Below are 19,616 nucleotides of genomic sequence, written 5' to 3'. Positions count from 1 at the left end.
CACCGGAATACTCCGGGGCGAGCAAGGCTGCGCGGAGATCGTGACAATCAGCGCCGATGACGATGCAGCAGGAGACCCGCACGCCGTACGAGGCGATCGGCGGGGAGGAGCAGGTGAGGGCGCTGGTCGAGCGCTTCTACGACCTGATGGAGCTCGAGCCGGGCTACGCGGCGGTGCGCGCCACCCATGGCACCGAACTGGCGCGGGCGCGCCAGAACCTCTTCTGGTTCCTCTGTGGCTGGCTCGGCGGTCCGCAGCACTACGTGGAGCGCTTCGGTCATCCGCGCCTGCGCATGCGGCACATGCCGTTCGCGATCGGCACCCGGGAGCGCGACGAATGGCTCGCCTGCATGGACCAGGCGATGGCCGACGTCGGCGTCGGGCAGGGGCTGCGCCAGCGCCTGAACGCCGCGTTCTTCCAGACAGCCGACTGGATGCGCAACACGCCGGGCTGAATCCGCCGTGCGGCCGAAGGCCGGCCCGCTTCACTCCATCCATATATAAAATGTGAGTGATATATGAGCGGCGCATTCCAACTCGGGCCCCTGGCCATCCCCTACGGCGTGCTGCTGGTGCTCGCCGCCATGGCGGCGGCGCTGGCCGTCGGCTGGCGCATCGGCAGGGAGGCGGCCGCCGAAGTGGAAGGCCTGCTGTGGCAGAGCATGGCTGCCGGCTTCGTGGCGGCGCGCCTCGCCTACGTCTGGCAGTTCCGGGAACAGTATTTCGCGTCACCGCTGGCGGTCCTGGACATCCGGGACGGCGGCTGGTCGCCGGTCGCGGGCGCCGCGGCCACGGCGCTGTTCGCGCTGGTGCGGCAATGGCGCCGTCCCCACGTCCGCGACGCGCTCTGGTCCGGGCTGGCGGCGGGCGCCATCGTGTGGGGACTGGGCGCGCTTGCCTTCTCGATCGCCGCGGGCGACCGGCAGAAGCTGCCGGCGCTCGCCCTGGTCTCGCTGAAGGGCGAGCCGGTGAACCTGTCGTCGTTCGCCGGCAAGCCGGTCGTGGTGAATCTCTGGGCCACGTGGTGCCCGCCGTGCGTGCGAGAGATGCCGGTGCTGCAGCAGGCGCAGGCCGCCCATCCGGGGGTGCATTTCGTCTTCGTCAACGTGCGCGAGCCGCGCGACCGGGTCCACGCCTGGTTGCAGTCGCGTCAGTTGCCGCTGCGCAATGTGCTGCTGGACCAGTCCGGGCAGGTCCCCGCAAAGTTCGCCGCGCCTGGCCTGCCGACCACCTTGTTCTTCGACGCCGGCGGGACGCTGGTCGCCACCCGCGTCGGCGAACTCTCGGCCGCCACGCTGCAGGAGCGGCTGCGCGGCCTGCGCTGACCGCTCAAAGAAAAAGCCGGGTCCACGGGCCCGGCTCCAGCGGTTTCCGTCCCGCGCTCTTCGCGTCTACTGCACCACCTTGGCGACCCGCAGGGCCACCCCGTCGGCGCCGAGCTTCACGGTCTGGGCTTGCGAGAGCAGGTCGCCCGGCTCCTGCTTGGCCAGCCCCGTCCTGGAGATGCGTGCCTCCACTTCGATCTCACGCACCGACGACAGCCGCGAACTGGGATCCATCGACAGCGAGTCGTCCAGCGTGAACTGCAGCGGCAGTTCGGCGGCGCGCTTGCGCAGCACCGCCAGCGGCATCCGCGTGCCCGGACGGCGGGCGATCACCATCACGACGTCGTCGGGCGAAGCTTTCGCCTTGAGCGCCGGATCGAGTTCCACTGTGCCTTTGATGTTGACGCCGGTGGGGGCCGCGGCCACCGCGCCGGCCGGCAAGCCGGCCTTCGAACGCGCATCGTTGATCGCGCCTTCGAGCATGCGCGCGTCGTCCGAGCCAGGCTGCAGCATCGCCACCAGCCGCTCCCAGGTGGCGATGGCCTGCGGGTACTTCTTCTGCTCGAAGTCCGCCGTGCCCTTGAGCCACAGCGACATCGGATGGTTGGGGTCGACCCGCAATGCCTTGTCGATGAGTTCGGTCGGCTTGCCGGCCAGCGTGCCCGCGTTGCTCGCCACCACGTCGGCGTAACTGGCGAGCATCTCGGGATCGTCGTCGATGAAGGAGCCAGCCCGCTCGAAGGCCTTCTGCGCGTCGGCCGGGCGGCCGATCGCCTTGTACGAGCGCGCCAGCATGGCCCAGCCCTTGCTGTTGCCGGGCTCCTGCTCCATCTTCTGGGCCAGGGCCGCCACCATCTGCTCGAGCTGCTCCGGACTGGTGATCTGGCCATGACCGGCGCCGGCCGCCTGCGTGGCCAGCGGATCCATCGCCGCCGGCGTGCCGATCTGCAGATAGAGCGCGCCGGCGACGATCGGCACGGCCAGCGCCAGGCCGATCATCGTCTTGCGCGGCGCGCCGACGACGGTGGACTGCTGGTCCGCCACGTCGGTGTCTTCCAGCACGCGCCGCTGCAGTTCGGCCTTCGCCTGCGCGTAGTCGGCCTGGCTCAACGTGCCTTCGCCCAGGTCCTGCTCCAGCTTCGCGAACTGCTCGCGGTAGATGGCGGCGTTGAGCTGGGCGCGCGAGCTCTGGCCCGGCGCGAGCCGGCCGAAGTAGGGCCGCATCAGCAGCACCAGCACGATGGCGACCGCGGCCGCGGCGGCCGCGATGAATGCGGTCATTTCGGTTCTCCCTTGAGCAGCGCCTCCGCGCGACGCTCGTCTTCCTGGCTCAGTTGCACCTCGCCCGCCACAGCGCGGTTGCGCCGCCGCAGGTAGACCAGCAGCACCACCACGGCCACCACCATGAACAGGAACGGCCCGCCCCACAGCAGGTACGTCATGGGGCTGATGCGCGGGCGGTACAGCACGAAGTCGCCGTAGCGGCTCACCATGAATTCGCGGATCTCCGCGTCCGTCTTGCCCTGCTTGATCAGCGTGCGCAGTTCGCGGCGCAGGTCCATCGCCAGTTCCGCGCGCGAGCCGGCCAGCGACTCGTTCTGGCAGACCAGGCAGCGCATCTCCTCGGAGATGGCCAGCAGGCGCGCTTCGACCACGGGATCCTCGGCCAGCGGCGCGGCTTCCTTGGCCCCGGCGCCCGCGAACGCGAGCGCCAGCAGCAACAGTGTCAACAGGCGTTTCATTGGCTCTTGAGTTTCTCGATGATCGGCAGGATCGTCTTGTCCAGCGCTTCCGCCGTCACGGGGCCGATGTGCTTGTAGCGGATGATCCCGTTCTGGTCGATGACGAAGGTTTCCGGCACGCCGTAGACGCCCCAGTCGATGCCGACCCGGCCGTCGACGTCCATGGCCGAGAAGTCGTACGGATCGCCGTTCTGCGCCAGGAACTTCAGCGCGTCGGGGCGCTTGTCCTTGTAGTCCAGCCCGATCACCGGCACGATGTCGCGCCGCTTCAGGTCCATCAGCACCGGATGCTCCACCTTGCAGGCCACGCACCACGAGGCCCAGACGTTGAGCATCCAGACCTTGCCCTTCATGTCGGCCGGCGAGAAGTTCTTGTCCGCCAGCACCAGCTGCTGCACGTTGAACGCCGGGGCCGGCTTCTCGATCAACGGCGACGGAATCTCGCGCGGGTCGCGCTGCAGGCCCACGGCCAGGAAGCCGACCAGCACCACGAACAGCGCCAGCGGAATCAGGAAGCGCGCCTTCATGCCGCCGCCCCGCGCAGGTTGGCGTCGGCCGCCGCCGCCGCCGATTTCACCTTCAGCCGGTAGCGCCGGTCCATCACGGCCATCAGGCCGCCCAGCGCCATCAGCAGGCAGCCGCCCCAGATCCAGTTGACGAACGGCTTGTAGTACACGCGCACCGCCCAGGCCTTGCCCTCCAGCGGCTCGCCGAGCGAGACGTAGACGTCGCGGGTGACGCCGGGGTCGATCGCCGCCTCGGTCATCGGCATGCCGGACGACGCGTAATTGCGCTTCTCGGGGAACAGCGCGCGCAGCGGCTTGCCGTTCCTGCTCACCTGGAACTCGCCGCGCGCAGCGCGGTAATTGGGGCCCTGCACGTCGCGCACGCCCATGAACTTGAATTCGTGGCCGCCGACCGTGGCGACGTCGCCCGGCTCCATGCGCACGTCCTTTTCTTCCTGGTAGCCGCCGACGAGGGTGACGCCGACCACGAACACGGCAACGCCCAGGTGCCCCAGGTGCATGCCCCAGAAGGACGCCGGCGGCATTCCGGATTTCAGGCGCTTGGCGACCTGCATGAAGGTGGAGGCGCCGATCCAGCCGGCCAGCAACATGCCGACGCCGGTGAGGACGGTCCAGCCGCCCAGCAGCAGCGGGACGACCACGCCGCAGGCGACGCCGAACGCGGCCGGCCCCCACAGCTTGCCGGCCATCTCGCGGAACTCGGCGTTCTTCCAGCGCGCCAGCGGCACCGCGGCCATCAGCAGCAGCACCGGCGCCATCACCGGCACGAACACGGCGTTGAAGTAGGGCGGGCCGACCGAAATCTTGCCAAGGCCCAGTGCGTCCACCAGCAACGGGTACAGCGTGCCCAGCAGCACCGAGCCGGCGGCCACCACCAGCAGCACGTTGCCCACCAGCAGCAGCGACTCGCGCGAGAACAGGCCGAACGCGCCGCCCAGGCCGACCTTCGGCGCGCGCCAGGCGAACAGCGTCAGCGAGGCGCCGATCACGATCACCAGCAGCGCGAGGATGAAGATGCCGCGCTTGGGATCGGTCGCGAACGCATGGACGGAGGTCAGCACGCCGGAACGCACCAGGAACGTGCCGAGCAGCGAGAGCGAGAACGCGCCGATCGCCAGCAGGACGGTCCAGTTGCGGAAACTCCCGCGCTTTTCGGTCACGGCCAGCGAGTGCAACAGCGCCGTGCCGATCAGCCACGGCATGAAGGAAGCGTTCTCCACCGGGTCCCAGAACCACCAGCCGCCCCAGCCCAGTTCGTAATAGGCCCACCAGGAACCCAGCGCGATGCCCAGGGTCAGGAACAGCCAGGCGGTGGTCGTCCACGGCCGCGACCAGCGCGCCCAGGCGGCGTCGAGCCGGCCGGAGAGCAGGGCGGCGATGGCAAAGGCGAAAGCCACCGAGAAGCCGACGTAGCCCATGTAGAGCAGCGGTGGATGGAAGATCAGGCCCGGGTCCTGCAGCAGCGGGTTGAGGTCACGGCCCTCCTGAGCGGCGGGGATCAGCCGGTCGAACGGGTTGGACGTCAGCAGGACGAACAGCAGCAGCCCGGTGGTGACCAGTCCCAGCACCCCAAGCACCCGCGCCACCATCGCTTCGTCGAGCGTGCGCGAGCGCTGCGCCACGGCGACGGTCCAGCCGGCCAGCATGAAGACCCACAGCAGCAGCGAGCCCTCGTGCCCGCCCCACACCGCGGCGATCCGGTACGGCGTGGGCAGCAGCGAGTTGGAATGCCCGGCCACATACGCCACCGAGAAGTCGTTGACGTAGAAGCTCCAGGTCAGCGCCGCCATGGCGGCGGCGATCAGCAGGAACATCGCCTGCGCCGCCGGGCGCGCGAGGACGAGCCATTCGCGCCGTCCGCGGTGGGCGCCGACCAGCGGCAAGGTGCCCAGCACGATGGCCACGCACAGGGACAGGATGAGGGCGAAATGCCCGAGCTCTGGGATCACTTGGCCGCCCCTTGCACCGGTTGGGCGTTCTGCGCCCGCTGGGCCTGGTCGACGGCGTGCTGCGCCGCCGGCGGCATGTAGTTCTCGTCGTGCTTGGCCAGCACCTCGGTCGCGGCGAACTGGCCGCCCTGGAATCGGCCCTGCACCACCGCGCCTTTGCCCTCCTTGAAGAGGTCGGGGAGGATACCGGTGTAGGCGACGGGCACTTCCTTGGCGGTGTCGGTCACGACGAAATGCACCGTCAGGTTGTCACGGCGGACCGACCCTTCCTTGACCATGCCGCCGATGCGGAACGCCGAGTCCTTCGGCGCCTTGCCCGCGGCGACCTCGCTGGGAGTCACGTACAGCGCGATGTTGCTGTTCAGCGCGTTGAGCACCAGGGCCGCCGCGATGCTGACCACCGCCACGCCACCGACGACGATGGCGCCACGTCGTTTCCACGCCTTCATTGATGATCTTCCTTGTCGAACTTGTTGGCCTGCGCGCGGCGGCGCAGGCTTTGCACGATGCTCTTCTCCCGCCGCGCCACCAGCACCGGCTCCAGGGCCATCGCGACGGCGCACATGCCGAAGCTGCCCCACACGTAGAGTCCGTAGCCGCCCATGGCGAAGAACTCCGATGCCGAACTCCAGATCATGCCTTCACCTCCGGCAACTGCTGCACCCAGTCGGTGTGCGCCTCGCGCTCCAGGATGATGGCCCGCACGCGCCGCAGCGCGACGGCGATCGAGTACATCCAGAAGCACAGCGCCATCAGGATCATCCCCGTGAACATGGTCATGGCCATGGACGGGGCCTTGGTCATGGAGACCGAGGAACCCTGGTGCAGCGTGTTCCACCACTTCACCGAGAAATAGATGATCGGCACGTTGATGGCGCCCACCAGCGCGATGATGGCGCCGGCCTTGTCGGCGCGGCGCGGGTCGTCGATCGCGGCCTGCAGGGCGATGAAGCCCAGGTACAGGAAGAACAGGATCAGCTCGGAGGTCAGCCGCGCGTCCCACACCCACCACGTGCCCCACATCGGCTTGCCCCAGAAGGCGCCGGTCCACAGCGACAGGAAGGCCATCAGCGCACCCGTGGGCGCCAGCGCCTGGGCCCACATCCCGGCCAGCCGCGTGTTCAGCGCCAGCCCGACGGCGGCCCAGCCGGCCATGACCAGGTAGATGAACATCGACAGCCAGGAAGCCGGGACGTGCACGAAGATGATCCGGTAACCCTCGCCCTGCTGGGCGTCGGTGGGCGCGACGAAGAAGCCTACCCACAGCCCGGCGATGCCGAAGGCGATGGCGAGTATCCAGAACCAGGGCTCGAGCCGCGCGGCCATGGGGTAGAAGCTGTAGGGGCTCGCGAACCTGAACCAGTGGATCACGCCCCGGTTCGGCTCGATGCGATCAGTGACGACACTCTGGCTCATTCCAATGCGATCCTCAAAGCCGCCGTGGTCGCCCACGGCGCGAAAAACAGGGCCATCACGAGCAGCGCGGCCAGCAGCGAAAGATGGCCCGCGGCGCCCAGCCCGGAGTTGTAGGCCTGCACCGCCCCGGCGCCGAAGATCAGCGCCGGCACGTACAGGGGCAGGACCAGCAGGCTCAGCAGCACGCCGCCGCCGCGCACCCCCAGCGTCAGCGCCGCGCCGATCGAGCCCACCAGCGACAGCACCGGGGTCCCGAGGAGCAGACTCAACATAAGTACTCCTAGTTCCCCTGCAGTGAGGTCGAACTGGATACCCAGGATCGGCGCCAGCACGACGAGCGGCAGCCCCGAGACCAGCCAGTGGGCGATGTTCTTTCCGCTCACCAGCAGCCCCAGCGGACTGGGCGAGAGCACCATCTGCTCCAGCGTCCCGTCGGCATGGTCGGCCGCGAACATGCGCTGCAGCCCCAGCATCGTGGCCAGCAGGGCGCCCACCCACAGGACGCCGGGCGCGATCTTGCGCAGCAGCGCGGTCTCGGGCCCGATCCCCAGCGGAAACAGGCTGGTGACGATGACGAAGAAGAAGAGCGCCGTCAGCACCTCGGTCTTGCGGCGCATGGCGAGCAGCAGGTCGCGCCGGACGACGGCCAGGATCGCCTTCACAGCTCGATCGCCTTCCCGTTGCCCAGCGGAATGGCCTGGTGGCTGGTGACCACCGCCATGCCGCCCGCGGCGAGGTGCTCGCCGACGAGCCCGCCGAGCATGTCCACGGCCCGCGTGTCGAGCGCCGTGAACGGTTCATCCAGGATCCAGAGCTTCGCCTTGCGGGTCACCAGCCGGGCGAGCAGCACCCGCCGCTTCTGGCCGGCCGACAGGAACCGCACCGGCAGGTGCTCGCGCCCCTTCAGGCCGAACCGGTGCAGCGCGGCGATGGCTTCGTCGTCGTCCAGCGTCGCGCCGTCGAGTTCCGCGGCGAGCTGCAGGTTCTCCAGCGCCGTCAGTTCCTCCTTGACCGCACCCTGGTGGCCGAGGAACAGCATGGCCTGGTGGTAGGCCTGCAGGTCCTCGCGGACCGGCTGCTCGCACCACCGGATTTCACCGGCCGCGGGGCTGGCGAGGCCGGCCAGCAGCCGCAGCAGGCTGGTCTTGCCGCAGCCGTTGCCGCCACGCACGTGCAGCCACTCGCCCGCTCCGACGGCGAGATCGAGCCCGGTGAACAAGGTGCGTTCACCGCGGACACAGGTGAGTTGGTGGGCGCTCAACATTGACGGATCGATTGTCGGGAGGCAAACAGTGGTTTCCAACAGGACGGACGCGACCCCGTTGAGGAATGTCAACCGCATCGGGATCGCCGCGGGAGGCCACGGTGCACAAGGCAATGCACGGTGGCCCTCATGGACGCGCGCTGTTGTTCTGGTGCCGGCCCGCCTCATGGGCCCGTCTGTCGGCGCGAGGGACCATGGCGCCCCCGTCAGCCAGGGGCAGCGCATTATCCCAGAGCACGCCGGCCCCCGCCCGGTCGCACTGTCGCGTTGCCGTTGACGTAGATCAACGGTGCCCCGCCACCCTGCCAAGACACTATCAACCACCCTGAGACTGGCCCGCGCGGCGGCTCGGTGACGAACATTGTGGTAAGGGCCTTGGAGGGCAAGTGACGATCGAGGTACTGATAGCCAACGAACATCCGGTCGTGCGTTTCGGCTTGAAGTTCCTCGTGGCCGGCGCGCCCGACATCGCGGTGTCCGGCGAGGCCGCCGACGGCCATGCGACGCTGGCGATGATCCGGCAGCGCGAGTGGGGACTGGTCATGCTGGATCTGTGCATGCCCGGCCGCAGCGGCCTCGAACTGATCAAGATGATCAAGGCCGAGCGCCCCCGCCTGCCCGTGCTGGTGTTCAGCCCGCAGCGCGAGGAGCTGTACGCGGTGCGGGCGATCCGCGCCGGCGCCTCCGGCTATCTCTCGCTGCGCGCCGATCCCGAGACGGTGCTCTCGGCGCTGCGGCGCGTGGCCGGCGGCCGCATGTTCGTCAGCCAGCGGGTGACCGAGCTGCTGGCGAGCCATCCGGTGCAGGACGGGGCCATGCTGCCCCACGACCGGCTCACCGACCGCGAGTACGGCATCTTCAGCCGCATCGTCAGCGGTGCCACGCTGACCGACATCGCCGACGAACTGTCGCTCAGCATCAAGACGGTCAGTACGCACAAGTCGCACATCCTCGACAAGATGACCCTCGGCGGTCAGGTCGAACTCGTGCGTTACGCTATCGAGCACAAGCTGCTCGACACTGTCCGCGAGTAGCTCATGGCGTCCCGCACCGTTCATGCCAGGGAACCTGGTCCGGCCACGGACCAGGGGCAGGCGGTGTCGGGATTCTTGGAACGGTGCGGGGCCGCCTTGTGCCCGGCGCCTTTTTTTGCAGTCAGGAAAACCAACAATGCATCACGAGGGCCACTTTGCACGCCTGCGCCGGGCCGCGGTCTCCGCGGGTCTGGTCTTCGCCTGCCTCGGACTGGGCGGACTGGCGGCGCCAGCCGCTGCCCAGTCCCCGGCGCCAGCGGTTGAGGCGAAGCTCGACAACGCAACCTGCCTGACCTGCCACGACGGCAAGAAGGGCAAGCTGGAGGTTCCGACGCCCGCGGGCAAGCCGCGGGCGCTGCACGTCGTCGACCCGCAGAAGTTCCAGGCCGGCGTGCACGCGCGGATGGAGTGCGTCGCCTGCCACACGGACATCAAGGACAACGCCGAGAAGGGCAATGTCCACGCGCGTGACCCGGCCCAGCCCCTCGCGAAAGTCGACTGCGCGTCGTGCCACCAGGATCTCTGGGACCAGACCGTCAAGCGCGGCCGGACCGAGGAGCGGCCGCGCCTGGGCGTGGTCGCCAGGAACATCGAGGCCTACCGCAAGTCGTTCCACGCGCGCCCGAACGCGGACGACAAGACGAAGCCGAACGCCTCGTGCTCCAACTGCCACGACACGCACAGCTTCAACGTCCCGGCGAAGAACACGCCCGAGTACACGCAGTTCCGCCTGGGCATCTCGGCCAACTGCGGCACCTGCCACACCGACCAGCTGGAGACCTACCAGCAGTCGGTCCATGGACAGGAGAACGCCAAGAAGATGCTGGCCGATGCGGCCGTCTGCTCGGACTGCCACACGGCGCATGCGGTGGCCGGCACCTCCAGCGACCCCTTCAAGCTCACGGTGACGGCGCAGTGCGGCGAGTGCCACACCAAGCAGTTCGAGACCTACAAGGACACGTTCCACGGCAAGGTCAGCACGCTCGGCTACGCCTACACCGCCAAGTGCTTCGACTGCCACGGCAGCCACGACATCGTCCGCGTCGACAACCCGGAATCGAAGGCGCATCCGGACAACCGGCTGGAGACCTGCCGCTCCTGCCACAACCCGAAGAAGGGCCTGCCCGACGTTTCGAAGGGCTTCGCGAGCTTCCAGCCGCACGCGGACGCGGGCGACTTCAACCGCTATCCGCAGGTGTGGGCCGCGTGGCAGCTCATGAGCGGCCTACTGATCGGCACCTTCGGGTTCTTCTGGCTGCACACGATCCTGTGGTTCTACCGGGAATGGAAGGAACGCAAGGCCCGCGGCGGCGGCCACCAGCACGTTCGCATCGACGAGGTGCCGGCGCAGCTGCACGGCAAGCAGTACCAGCGCTTCACCGCCACCTGGCGCGTCGCCCACCTGCTGTTCGCGCTGAGCCTGATGGTGCTGACCCTGACCGGCATGCCGCTGTTCTATCCCGACGTGCCATGGGCGCCCGCGATCATGAAGTTCTTCGGCGGCCCGCAGGTCACCGGCGTGATCCATCGCACCGCGGCCGTGATCTTCGCCGGCATCTTCTTCTGGCACCTGTTCTACATGCTGTTCCGCATCGGGCGCCAGTGGAAGACCTTCGAGATCTTCGGCCCCAACTCCATGGTGCCGAACCTGAAGGACCTGGAGGACATCATCGGCATGTTCCGGTGGTTCTTCGGCAAGGGCCCGCGCCCGACCTTCGACCGCTGGACGTACTGGGAGAAGTTCGACTACTGGGCGCCCTTCTGGGGGGTGACGATCATCGGCGTCAGCGGCCTGGTGATGTGGCTGCCCAGCTTCTTCGGCAGCTTCCTGCCCGGCTGGATCTTCAACGTGGCGTCGATCTTCCACGGCGAGGAGGCGTTCCTGGCGGTGGTGTTCCTCTTCACGGTGCACTTCTTCAACAACCACTTCCGCCCCGACAAGTTCCCGGTCGACGTGGTGATGTTCACGGGCAGCGTGCCGCTCGAGGAGTTCAAGAAGGAACACGCCCTGGAGTACCAGCGCCTGGTCGCCAGCGGCGAGCTGGAACGCCACCTGGTCGACGCGCCGTCGCCCACGAGGCTGAGGCTGTCGAAGCTCCTTGGCTTCACGCTGATCGCCATCGGCCTGACCCTGCTGACGCTGGTGGGCATCGGATTCTTCTTCGGAGGTTGATCGCGGACGGTCGTTAACAAGAACAGTCACGGTCCAAGCAGGATCCGCCCTGCCGCTGCCGGCACCCGCGCCCCGTGCGCAGGTGCCGGCACAGCGGTTTCGGGGCGGTGGCAACGCAACGAGGTGTTTGAATTTTTTCAAAGGAGACGCTGTATGAAGTTGCTGACCACCCTGGCCATCGGCTGCGGGCTGATGACTGCCCTGGCCGCCCAGGCCGCGCCCGACGCCGACAGCGCCCAGGCCGTGCTGAAGAAGAGCGACTGCTTCAAGTGCCACGCGGTCGACAAGAAGAAGGACGGGCCTCCGTTCAAGGAAACGGCCAAGAAGTACAAGGGCAAGGCCGACGCCGAGGACAAGCTCACCAAGCACCTCACCACCAGTCCCATGGTCGAGATCGACGGCAAGAAGGAAGAGCACCGCGCGCTCAAGACCAAGGATGCTGCCGAGATCAAGAACGTGGTGCAGTGGATCCTGTCGCTGTAGCGGCCGTTCCCTGCGCCTCGTAAGCCCGTAGCCCCGTGACCCGCGCGCGGGCGCCGCTGCATGGCGGCGCCGTGCGCCGTCACACGGCCCAGAGTCACGAGCGCCGGCGCCCGCCGCGGGCGCATGCCCGCGCGCCGAAGCCCGCGCTCCCGGAAGCGAAGGAGCGAACATGCCCCCGAGAGCACTTGCAAGGCTGGCCAGATGGGCCGCCGGAAAGCGGGCCTTCATGGTCCTGGTGGCCGGATTCTTCCTCGGGGTGGCCGGCCTCAGCGTGTTCGGCACGACCATGGTCTACACCAGCACGGAGCCGTTCTGCGCGACCAGCTGCCACGAGATGGCCAACAACTCCAACCTGGAGTACATGGGGTCGTCGCACGACCGCAACCGCACGGGCGTGCGCGCGACCTGCGTCGACTGCCACGTCCCGCACTCGCCGATCCCCCTCTACATCGCGAAGATGGGCGCGCTGAACGACCTCTGGAGCCACCACGTGACCAAGGCGGTGGATACCAAGGAAAAGTTCGATGCCCAGCGGCCGAAGATGGCGCAGCGCGTCTGGACCTACATGAAGGGCAACGACTCGCGCGAGTGCCGCCACTGCCACAACCCCGCGAACATGGACCCGGACCGCCAGTCGCCCCAGGCCGTGGCCAGGCACGCGAAGGCCAAGCGGGAGAAGCTCACCTGCGTCGACTGCCACTTCGGCATCACGCACAAGGTGCCCGAGGGCGGTCCCGGCCCGCAGGAGCTCGAGGTCGACCGCAGCCTGATCCCGCGCAGCGCGATCCTGTAGGCGCCTGCCACACGAACACGAGGAGAAGCCGAGATGCTCAAGCTTTATCGCAAGTTCCGGTCCTGGGGCGCCGGCCCCGGCAGCCTGCTGGTGCTGGTCGCCGGCCTCGCGCTTGGCGCCGTGGCGTTCGCGTCGGTCGGCTCGTTCATGGTGTACGCGAACTCGGAGGCGTTCTGTGCCGATTCGTGCCACGAGATGAAGCAGTTGCAGAAGGAGCACAAGGGCGCGGTGCACGACGTCAACCGCAGCGGCGTGCGGGCCACGTGCAACGACTGCCACGTGCCGCACGCGTACGTGCCCAACTACCTGGCGAAGCTGGGCCTGTGGGCCGACTACTGGGGCCACTTTACCGGGTCGATCGACACGCCCGAGAAGTTCGAGGCCAAGCGTTTCGAGCTGGCCCGGCGCGTGTGGGTATACATGAAGGAGAACGACTCCAGGGAGTGCCGCCACTGCCACACCACGGCCAAGATGGATCCCGACAGGCAGAGCGAGAAGGCGCTGAAGCGCCACGAAAAGGGGCGACTCGACGGGTTGACCTGCATCGAATGCCACTTCGCGATGTCGCACAAGGAGCCTGAGGGTCCCGGCCCGCAGGAGATGTTCGCGAAGGAGCCCGCGCGTCACTAGGACGGCGCGATCCCCCGATCCTCGAAAGGAATTCCCGTGCTCATCGAATGCCCCGAATGCAAGGCCAGCATCAGCGACACCGCCGCGAGTTGCCCGCGGTGCGGCGCCGTGTCGCCCGACGCCGTCCGCACGTTGCCCGTCTACGTCGCGGACCTCAACATGAAGTTCAGCACCATGTTCTGGTTCATGATCAAGGCCGCGGTGGCGGCCGTGCCGGCCGTCGTGGTGCTCTACACCGCCTCCACCGTGATCGGCGGGCTGATCACGCCGCTGCTGCGCCCGTAGCGGCGGCCGCCGTCCGTTCGCCGCCGTTCCTGGCCATTGGCCGACGGCTTCGCTCGGGTAGTGGTTTTTTCGCGTCGCGCCTCGCTCGGCCGTTGCCCTGACTCGCCTGGCCCCTCAGGGCGGCCAGGCTGTCCATGCCTGCAGCGGACCACGACTCACTGGCAGCGAACGCCCTTCGAGCGTAGCGATCGCGCCAAGGTTCCCTCCTCAGACGATTCCTAGGTGAATTTTGAAGCGGTTCCGATATCGGCGCCGGACCCCCTTCGGGAGAATCGTTGCACAGCTCGGATCATGACCCGCAGTGGGTCGGAACAGCGCGAAGAGATGGAGTGAACTCGATTCGGATTGACCGCGGCGCGCCAGCAACTGGCGGCGCGGGACAGCGGGTTCGGTCAGAGGCTTGTCGTGTTTCCATGGAGTCAGGTATGAAAAAATTTCTTGTTCGCAGCAGCGCGGCGGCGTTCGCCGCGCTGGTCCTCGCGTTGAGCGGGTGCGGCGGCGGGGGCGGCGGTGACGTCGTCACTCCACCGCCCGATGGCGGCACGCCGCCACCGCCGGCGGCGTCGGTGGCTCAGGCGCTGGCGACGGCCGGTGCGCAGGCGTCCAACGACACGTCGGTCAATTCGACCGCGTCGTTCGCCGTGCTGCAGCAGAACGGCGTTCCGGCGTTCACCATCGCCAGCCCGGCGAAGGTGAACTTTGCCGTCTTCTCCGACGGCAAGCCGGTGTCGAGCGTGGCGCTGGGCAGCGTCAGCTTCGCGATCGCGAAACTGGTGCCCGGCAGCAACGGCGACCCCGACAAGTGGGTGAGCTACGTCTATCGCACCGAGGTGGCCACGGCTACCGTGGGCCCGAACGGCGCCGCGGTGCTGCCGCAGGCGCTGCAGGCCACCACCGATCCGAAGCAGTCCGACGCGACCCTGGCCGCCGGGCAGCTGGTCTACAACCCGGACGGCTACTACACCTACACCTTCCGCACGGACCTCAAGGATCCGGCCTGGACGGCCACTTCGGGCACGACCAAGTACTCCACCAACGGGGTGGCGTTCGAGCCCAATCGCACGCACCGCGTCGCGATCCAGCTGTCGTACAAGAACGCGGCCGGCGAGCTGGTGCGCGTGAATCCGTACTTCGACTTCACGGTCGGCGCCGATGGCAAGTCGGTTGCCTCCACCGCGCGCAAGATGGTCGACATCGCCACCTGCAACAACTGCCACGACAAGCTGGCGCTGCACGGCGGCGGCCGCGTCGACACGCAGTACTGCGTGATGTGCCACAACACCGGCACGACCGACGCCAACAGCGGCAACGTGCTGACGCTGTCGACGATGGTGCACAAGATCCACGCCGGCCGGCTGCTGCACGAGCAAGGCGAGAACTACACCATCTGGGGCAACTCCAACAGCAAGCACGACTACAGCGAGGTGGGCTTCCCGCAGCCGATCCGCAACTGCGTGGCCTGCCATGACGGAGCCAACCCGAAGACGCCGCAGGGCGACAACTGGAAGAGCGTCCCGAGCAAGGAAGCCTGCCTGAGCTGCCACCAGACCGGCACGACCAGCGGCTTCTACGCCACCCACGTGACGACGCTCAAGCTGGGCGCCTCGGCCGCGGCCATCGGCAACTCCACCTGCGCCTCGTGCCACGGTCCCTCCAGCCCGCTGAGCGCCGACAAGGTGCACTGGGTCCAGGAACTGGCCAACACGGCGAACTACGAAGCGAAGATCGAGAGCGTGTCGCTGAAGAAAGCGGCCACGGCCACCGCGACGGGCCTGCTGTCGGTGAAGTACGCCATCGTCAATCCGAAGACAGGCGCGGCCTACGACCTGCGCGAAGGCTGCTCCGGCGCCGCCACGACGGACTCCGCCGGCACCTCCATCGTCGGTTGCAACACCAACTACCGTTGGGACGCGGTGTTCCCGCCGGCGGTGCCCGGCAAGCCGCAGGACAAGTTCGGCACGTTCACGGTCTACGTCGCCACGGAAACCCTGGCCGGCGTGACGCTGGACGACGTGACCGCCTCGGCCAGCTACGCTGCGTACCGCGGCGTGGCGGACGCGACGGGTCGCTACACGGCCGACGTGACGATCCCGGCCGGCTCGAAGGGCAACGCCCGCGTGATGATCATCGGCTCGGTCGCCGAACGCCGCCTGGATGCGGTCACCCGCAATCCGATCGGTGCCGTGCCGCCGACGCAGAACTCCGACCTGGCCTATGTGCCGGTGAAGAACGCGATCAAGGACGTCAACATCGCCACCGGCGCCAACTCCTCGACGCCGCGCCGCGCGATCGTCAGCAACGACAGCTGCAACAACTGCCACGCGTTCCTCGGCGTGCCGATGTCCTCGCAGACGGTCGGCTTCCACAAGGGCGTGCGCAACAACGCCGACGGCTGCGCGATCTGCCACAACGCCAACCAGGCGGGCAGCTACACGCTGATGGCGGACGGCTCGACGGCGCCCGTGGTCGGAGACAGCCTGACGTCCATCCCGAACGCGGCGACCTCGTCGTTCCTGCACGAGTCCTACCAGGCCAAGCGCTTCGTCCACGGCATCCACTACGTCGCCAAGCGCAACTATCCGTTCACGCACTGCATGAAACTCGGCGGTGAATACAACAAGGACGGCACGAGCAAGACGGCCGGTGCCCCGAGCATCGGCGTGGCAACCTGCGCCGACCAGTACCCTGGCGAGACGCTGAACTTCACGGCCGAAGTCGCCTATCCGGGCGCCCTCAAGTCCTGCTCGAACTGCCACGTGAACGACTCCTGGAAGCAGGACAAGAGCGTGCTCGGCACCGTCGTGTTCAAGCCGACCGGCAAGACCAACATGCTCGACTGGATGGTGCTCTCGCCGAAGGTGGCCACCTGCACGACCTGCCACGATGCGAAGTCGGTGCAGACGCACGTCAAGAACATCGGCGGCGGCGCGTTCGGCAACTTCACGCAGAACGACCTGTTGTACGGCGGCAAGGTGTTCGAAGCCTGCGAAGGCTGCCACGCACCGGGTACCGCACTTGGTGTCGACAAGGCGCATGCGTACAAGTGATCCCGCTCCGCGGGTGACATGAGAGGAGCCGGCCCGCGGGCCGGTTTCCTTTTGGCACGGAGCCGCCTGGGGCGGCTTCGTGCTTTTCGAAGGCTTGGTCGGTCCGATCCGGAAACCGGCGCATCCCGGAATGTTGGCGGCGCGCTACGCATCCGCCATCGCAGCTACACGGATCAGATTATTCCTAGGACAATCTTGAGCGCCTTCCGATTTCGCATCGCGGTCCGCTCCCGGAGAATCCCTTGACGGGTCCATCCCGGAGAAGTGTGGGGCCGGCAGCTGCGGCCCCGATTTGATCGGTCCGTCCGATCCAGGAGCAAAAGATGAAGAAGTGGGTTCACTGGAGTGCAGCGCTGATGTTCGCGCTTGCTATCGCGGGGTGCGGCGGCGGAGGAGGCGGCGGCGACACGCCAGTGAGCCCCACCCCGCCCAGCGGGTCGGCGGTCAGCCAGGCGATCGCCAGCGCGGCGGCCTCGGCGGCCAACGACACCGCGACCAACTCATCCGCATCCTTCGCCGTCGTGCAGCAGGCGGGCGTGCCGGCGGTCAGCGTCGCGAGCGGCGCACCCAAGGTGAATTTCGCGGTTTTTTCGAATGCGCGCGCAGTCACTGGTCTGAAGCTCGCCGACATCAGCGTCGCGATCGCCAAGCTGGTTCCAGGTACCAGCGGCAACCCTGACCAGTGGGTCAATTACATCTATCGCACGGAGAACGCCACCGCCACGGTAGGTCCGAACGGGCGCCCGGTGCTCGCGAGCGCGCGCCAGGCGACGACCGACAGCAAGCAGACCGATCCCGCCCTGGCGGCGCAGCAGCTCGTGCTGAATCCTGACGGCTACTACACATACACGTTCCGCACCGACATCAGGAACCCGGCGCAGACCAGCGGCGTCGCGTTCGAGCCTGACCGCACCCACAGGATCGCCCTGCAGCTGTCGTACACGAACGCGGCGGGCGAAGTGGTGCGGGTCAATCCGTATTACGACTTCAAGTTCGATGCCGCCGGCAATTCCGTCCCGGTGACCGACCCGTCGCAGACACGCGTCATGGCCGACGTCACGCAGTGCAACGGCTGTCACGAACGTCTCGCCATCCATGGCGGCGGGCGCGTCGATGTCCAGTACTGCGTGCTGTGCCACAACCCGGGCACGACCGACGCCAACAGCGGCAACGTGCTGACGCTGTCCACCATGGTGCACAAGATCCACGCCGGACGCCTGCTCGAGCGCGAGCTCGAGGCCGGCCGCGGCGGGGAGCGCTACGTGATCTGGGGCTACGGCAACGGCATGCACGACTACTCCGAGGTCGGCTTCCCGCAGGACCTGCGCAACTGCACCGCGTGCCACACCGGCGCCAACCCGAAGACGCCGCAGGGCGACAACTGGAAGACCCGCGTCAGCCGCGACGCCTGCCTGACCTGCCATGCCGCCAATCCGGGTTCCGACTGGTACAACACCCACTTCGTGCTCAACGGCAACCGCGACCCGAACGCAGCGGCCACCCAGATGCCCAGCAGCGCCTGCCAGGGCTGCCACGTGCCGGGCAACGCGATCTCGCCCGAGCGCGTGCACTGGAACCAGAACGAGGAAAACGGCGCGCTGTACAAGATGAACATCGAGAGCGCCGTCTACGATGCGGCGGCGCGCGCGGTCACCGTCAGGTACTTCCTGTCCAACCCGGCCAACGGCACGGCCTACAACCTGGTGACTTCCGACTGCACGGGCAGCGGCGCCACCACCGCCTGCTCCAGCAACACGAAGTTCGGCAACCTGCGCCTGTACGTCGCGTATCCGAGCATGGCCGGCCAGCCGCTCGGGGTGACCGAGTTCACGTCGTACAACAACGGCGGCAGCGGCGCCAACGTGTTCGCCTACAAGGGGACGAACGATGGCAGCAACCACTACACGATCTCGATCCCGCTGCCGGCGGATACGGCCACGCATGTCGTGCAGGGCACCGGCCGCGTCCTGACGATCGGCCAGATCAAGGAGCCGCGCCTGCAGGTGAAGGCGGCGACCGACCCGCGGCCGGAAGTCGCTCCGCGCGAGCTGATCAACGTCGTCGTGCAGAACACCTACGCCGACGTGGCCCTGACCGGCACGCTCACGCCGCGGCGCCAGGTCGTCTCCAACGAGAAGTGCAACGTCTGCCACGGCGCGCTGGGCACCACCTCCGGATCCAACACGCTGATCAATGCGTTCCACGGCGGCGCCCGCAACACCGTGGAAGCCTGCGCGCTGTGCCATGACCCGAACCGCATGTCCTCCACGGTCATGACCAATGGCCTGGCTCTGAACGAGTCCTACCAGTTCAAGCGCATGATCCACGGGATCCACGGCAACTCGAAGCGGACCTTCCCGTTCACGCACGGCAACCCGGTGCAGGGCGCCTTCAACGACGCCGGCGCCCTGACCACCGCTGGCACGTTCTTCGCCGACCAGCGCGTGACGATCAGCGGAACGTCGACGGTCGTGATCACGGCCGGCACGGCCGTGGCCGCCGGCAGCACGTTCGAGACCATCGCCGAGATGGTCACCAACGCCGCTCGCGCCCGTGGCTACACGGGGGCGGCCGTGGCGGCCGCGGAGAACTACGCGGCCGAGGTGGCCTACCCGCAGGTTGGCCTCAACTGCGATTCGTGCCACGTGAACAAGTCGTGGATGATCGACCGCGGCCAGGTCGGCTCCGTCGTGGCCAAGCCGGCCGGCGTCACCGATCCGATGCGCTGGCTGGTGGTCTCGCCGCAGGCCGCCACCTGTACCGCCTGCCACGACTCGCCCAAGGCGATCGGCCACGTCACCAGTTTCGGCAACGCCTCCTTCGGCGACCGCACCCAGGCGCAGTCGCTGCAGACGCCGGAGACGTGCCGCGACTGCCATGCCCCAGGGGTCTTCATGGGCGTGGACATCGTGCACGGGCAGAAGTAGGAAACACGGTCCGGCGCCCGG

19 protein-coding genes are annotated in these 19,616 nt (G+C 67.9%); 10 read left to right on the top strand and 9 right to left on the bottom strand.

Translation table 11 applies throughout. The features are described 5' to 3' along the window. Positions 1-56 precede the first annotated feature (56 nt). Both RAMLITH_RS15445 and RAMLITH_RS15440 read left to right on the top strand, forming a co-directional pair. A complete protein-coding gene (locus RAMLITH_RS15445) occupies positions 57-455 on the top strand; it encodes a group II truncated hemoglobin (protein ID WP_420376914.1) in 399 nt (132 codons plus the stop codon). A 63-nt stretch (positions 456-518) separates the two neighbouring features. Next, a complete protein-coding gene (locus RAMLITH_RS15440) occupies positions 519-1,325 on the top strand; it encodes a TlpA disulfide reductase family protein (RefSeq protein WP_168108325.1) in 807 nt (268 codons plus the stop codon). Between the two features lie 66 nt (positions 1,326-1,391). On the opposite strand, the gene ccmI is transcribed toward RAMLITH_RS15440, so the two are convergent. The 9 genes from ccmI to ccmA are packed head-to-tail and all read right to left on the bottom strand — an operon-like array spanning position 1,392 to position 8,223. Further along, a complete protein-coding gene (ccmI, locus tag RAMLITH_RS15435) occupies positions 1,392-2,606 on the bottom strand; it encodes a c-type cytochrome biogenesis protein CcmI (protein WP_168108324.1) in 1,215 nt (404 codons plus the stop codon). Then, a complete protein-coding gene (locus RAMLITH_RS15430; RefSeq protein ID WP_168108323.1) occupies positions 2,603-3,067 on the bottom strand; it encodes a cytochrome c-type biogenesis protein in 465 nt (154 codons plus the stop codon). Before RAMLITH_RS15430 ends, ccmI begins: the two co-directional genes overlap by 4 nt. Beyond that, on the bottom strand, positions 3,064-3,594 hold the full coding sequence (locus RAMLITH_RS15425) for a DsbE family thiol:disulfide interchange protein (protein ID WP_168108322.1): 531 nt from the start codon (positions 3,592-3,594) through the stop codon (positions 3,064-3,066). The genes RAMLITH_RS15430 and RAMLITH_RS15425 overlap by 4 nt, the downstream gene beginning before the upstream one ends. After that, entirely contained in the window at positions 3,591-5,543 is a 1,953-nt protein-coding gene (locus RAMLITH_RS15420) for a heme lyase CcmF/NrfE family subunit (protein WP_168108321.1), read from the bottom strand. The genes RAMLITH_RS15425 and RAMLITH_RS15420 overlap by 4 nt, the downstream gene beginning before the upstream one ends. Beyond that, on the bottom strand, positions 5,540-5,992 hold the full coding sequence (ccmE, locus tag RAMLITH_RS15415; protein WP_168108320.1) for a cytochrome c maturation protein CcmE: 453 nt from the start codon (positions 5,990-5,992) through the stop codon (positions 5,540-5,542). Before ccmE ends, RAMLITH_RS15420 begins: the two co-directional genes overlap by 4 nt. Next, on the bottom strand, positions 5,989-6,180 hold the full coding sequence (gene ccmD, locus RAMLITH_RS15410) for a heme exporter protein CcmD (protein WP_168108319.1): 192 nt from the start codon (positions 6,178-6,180) through the stop codon (positions 5,989-5,991). Before ccmD ends, ccmE begins: the two co-directional genes overlap by 4 nt. After that, entirely contained in the window at positions 6,177-6,959 is a 783-nt protein-coding gene (gene ccmC, locus RAMLITH_RS15405) for a heme ABC transporter permease CcmC (protein WP_168108318.1), read from the bottom strand. The genes ccmD and ccmC overlap by 4 nt, the downstream gene beginning before the upstream one ends. Continuing rightward, a complete protein-coding gene (gene ccmB, locus RAMLITH_RS15400; RefSeq protein ID WP_168108317.1) occupies positions 6,956-7,621 on the bottom strand; it encodes a heme exporter protein CcmB in 666 nt (221 codons plus the stop codon). Before ccmB ends, ccmC begins: the two co-directional genes overlap by 4 nt. After that, positions 7,618-8,223 carry a cytochrome c biogenesis heme-transporting ATPase CcmA gene (ccmA, locus tag RAMLITH_RS15395; protein ID WP_168108316.1) on the bottom strand — a complete coding sequence of 202 codons (606 nt, stop codon included), beginning with the start codon at positions 8,221-8,223 and terminating at the stop codon, positions 7,618-7,620. Before ccmA ends, ccmB begins: the two co-directional genes overlap by 4 nt. Before the next feature lie 386 nt (positions 8,224-8,609). Here ccmA and RAMLITH_RS15390 point away from each other — a divergent pair, with 386 nt between their 5' ends. From RAMLITH_RS15390 to RAMLITH_RS15355, 8 genes are all read left to right on the top strand, one after another. Then, a complete protein-coding gene (locus RAMLITH_RS15390) occupies positions 8,610-9,257 on the top strand; it encodes a response regulator (protein WP_168108315.1) in 648 nt (215 codons plus the stop codon). Between the two features lie 136 nt (positions 9,258-9,393). Next, on the top strand, positions 9,394-11,430 hold the full coding sequence (locus tag RAMLITH_RS15385; protein ID WP_168108314.1) for a cytochrome C: 2,037 nt from the start codon (positions 9,394-9,396) through the stop codon (positions 11,428-11,430). A 153-nt stretch (positions 11,431-11,583) separates the two neighbouring features. Further along, positions 11,584-11,913 (top strand): c-type cytochrome, encoded by a 330-nt coding sequence (locus RAMLITH_RS15380; protein ID WP_168108313.1) that lies wholly within the window; start codon positions 11,584-11,586, stop codon positions 11,911-11,913. A 169-nt stretch (positions 11,914-12,082) separates the two neighbouring features. Beyond that, positions 12,083-12,706, top strand: coding sequence for a NapC/NirT family cytochrome c (locus RAMLITH_RS15375; protein WP_168108312.1), 624 nt, complete (start codon positions 12,083-12,085; stop codon positions 12,704-12,706). Positions 12,707-12,739: 33 nt separating this feature from the next. After that, positions 12,740-13,336, top strand: coding sequence for a NapC/NirT family cytochrome c (locus tag RAMLITH_RS15370; protein WP_168108311.1), 597 nt, complete (start codon positions 12,740-12,742; stop codon positions 13,334-13,336). A gap of 36 nt (positions 13,337-13,372) precedes the next feature. Continuing rightward, a complete protein-coding gene (locus tag RAMLITH_RS15365; protein ID WP_168108310.1) occupies positions 13,373-13,621 on the top strand; it encodes a hypothetical protein in 249 nt (82 codons plus the stop codon). 425 nt (positions 13,622-14,046) lie between these two features. After that, on the top strand, positions 14,047-16,668 hold the full coding sequence (locus RAMLITH_RS15360) for an OmcA/MtrC family decaheme c-type cytochrome (protein ID WP_168108309.1): 2,622 nt from the start codon (positions 14,047-14,049) through the stop codon (positions 16,666-16,668). A gap of 323 nt (positions 16,669-16,991) precedes the next feature. Next, the gene (locus RAMLITH_RS15355; protein ID WP_168108308.1) at positions 16,992-19,595 is read left to right on the top strand and encodes an OmcA/MtrC family decaheme c-type cytochrome; all 2,604 of its coding nucleotides are present in this window, start codon (positions 16,992-16,994) and stop codon (positions 19,593-19,595) included. Positions 19,596-19,616 lie beyond the last annotated feature (21 nt).

The sequence above is a fragment of the Ramlibacter lithotrophicus genome (assembly GCF_012184415.1).
GTDB classification, from domain to species: Bacteria; Pseudomonadota; Gammaproteobacteria; order Burkholderiales; family Burkholderiaceae_C; genus Ramlibacter; species Ramlibacter lithotrophicus.
The sequence above is the reverse complement of the archived record's forward strand: the minus strand, read 5'-3'. Positions and strand labels throughout refer to the sequence as shown.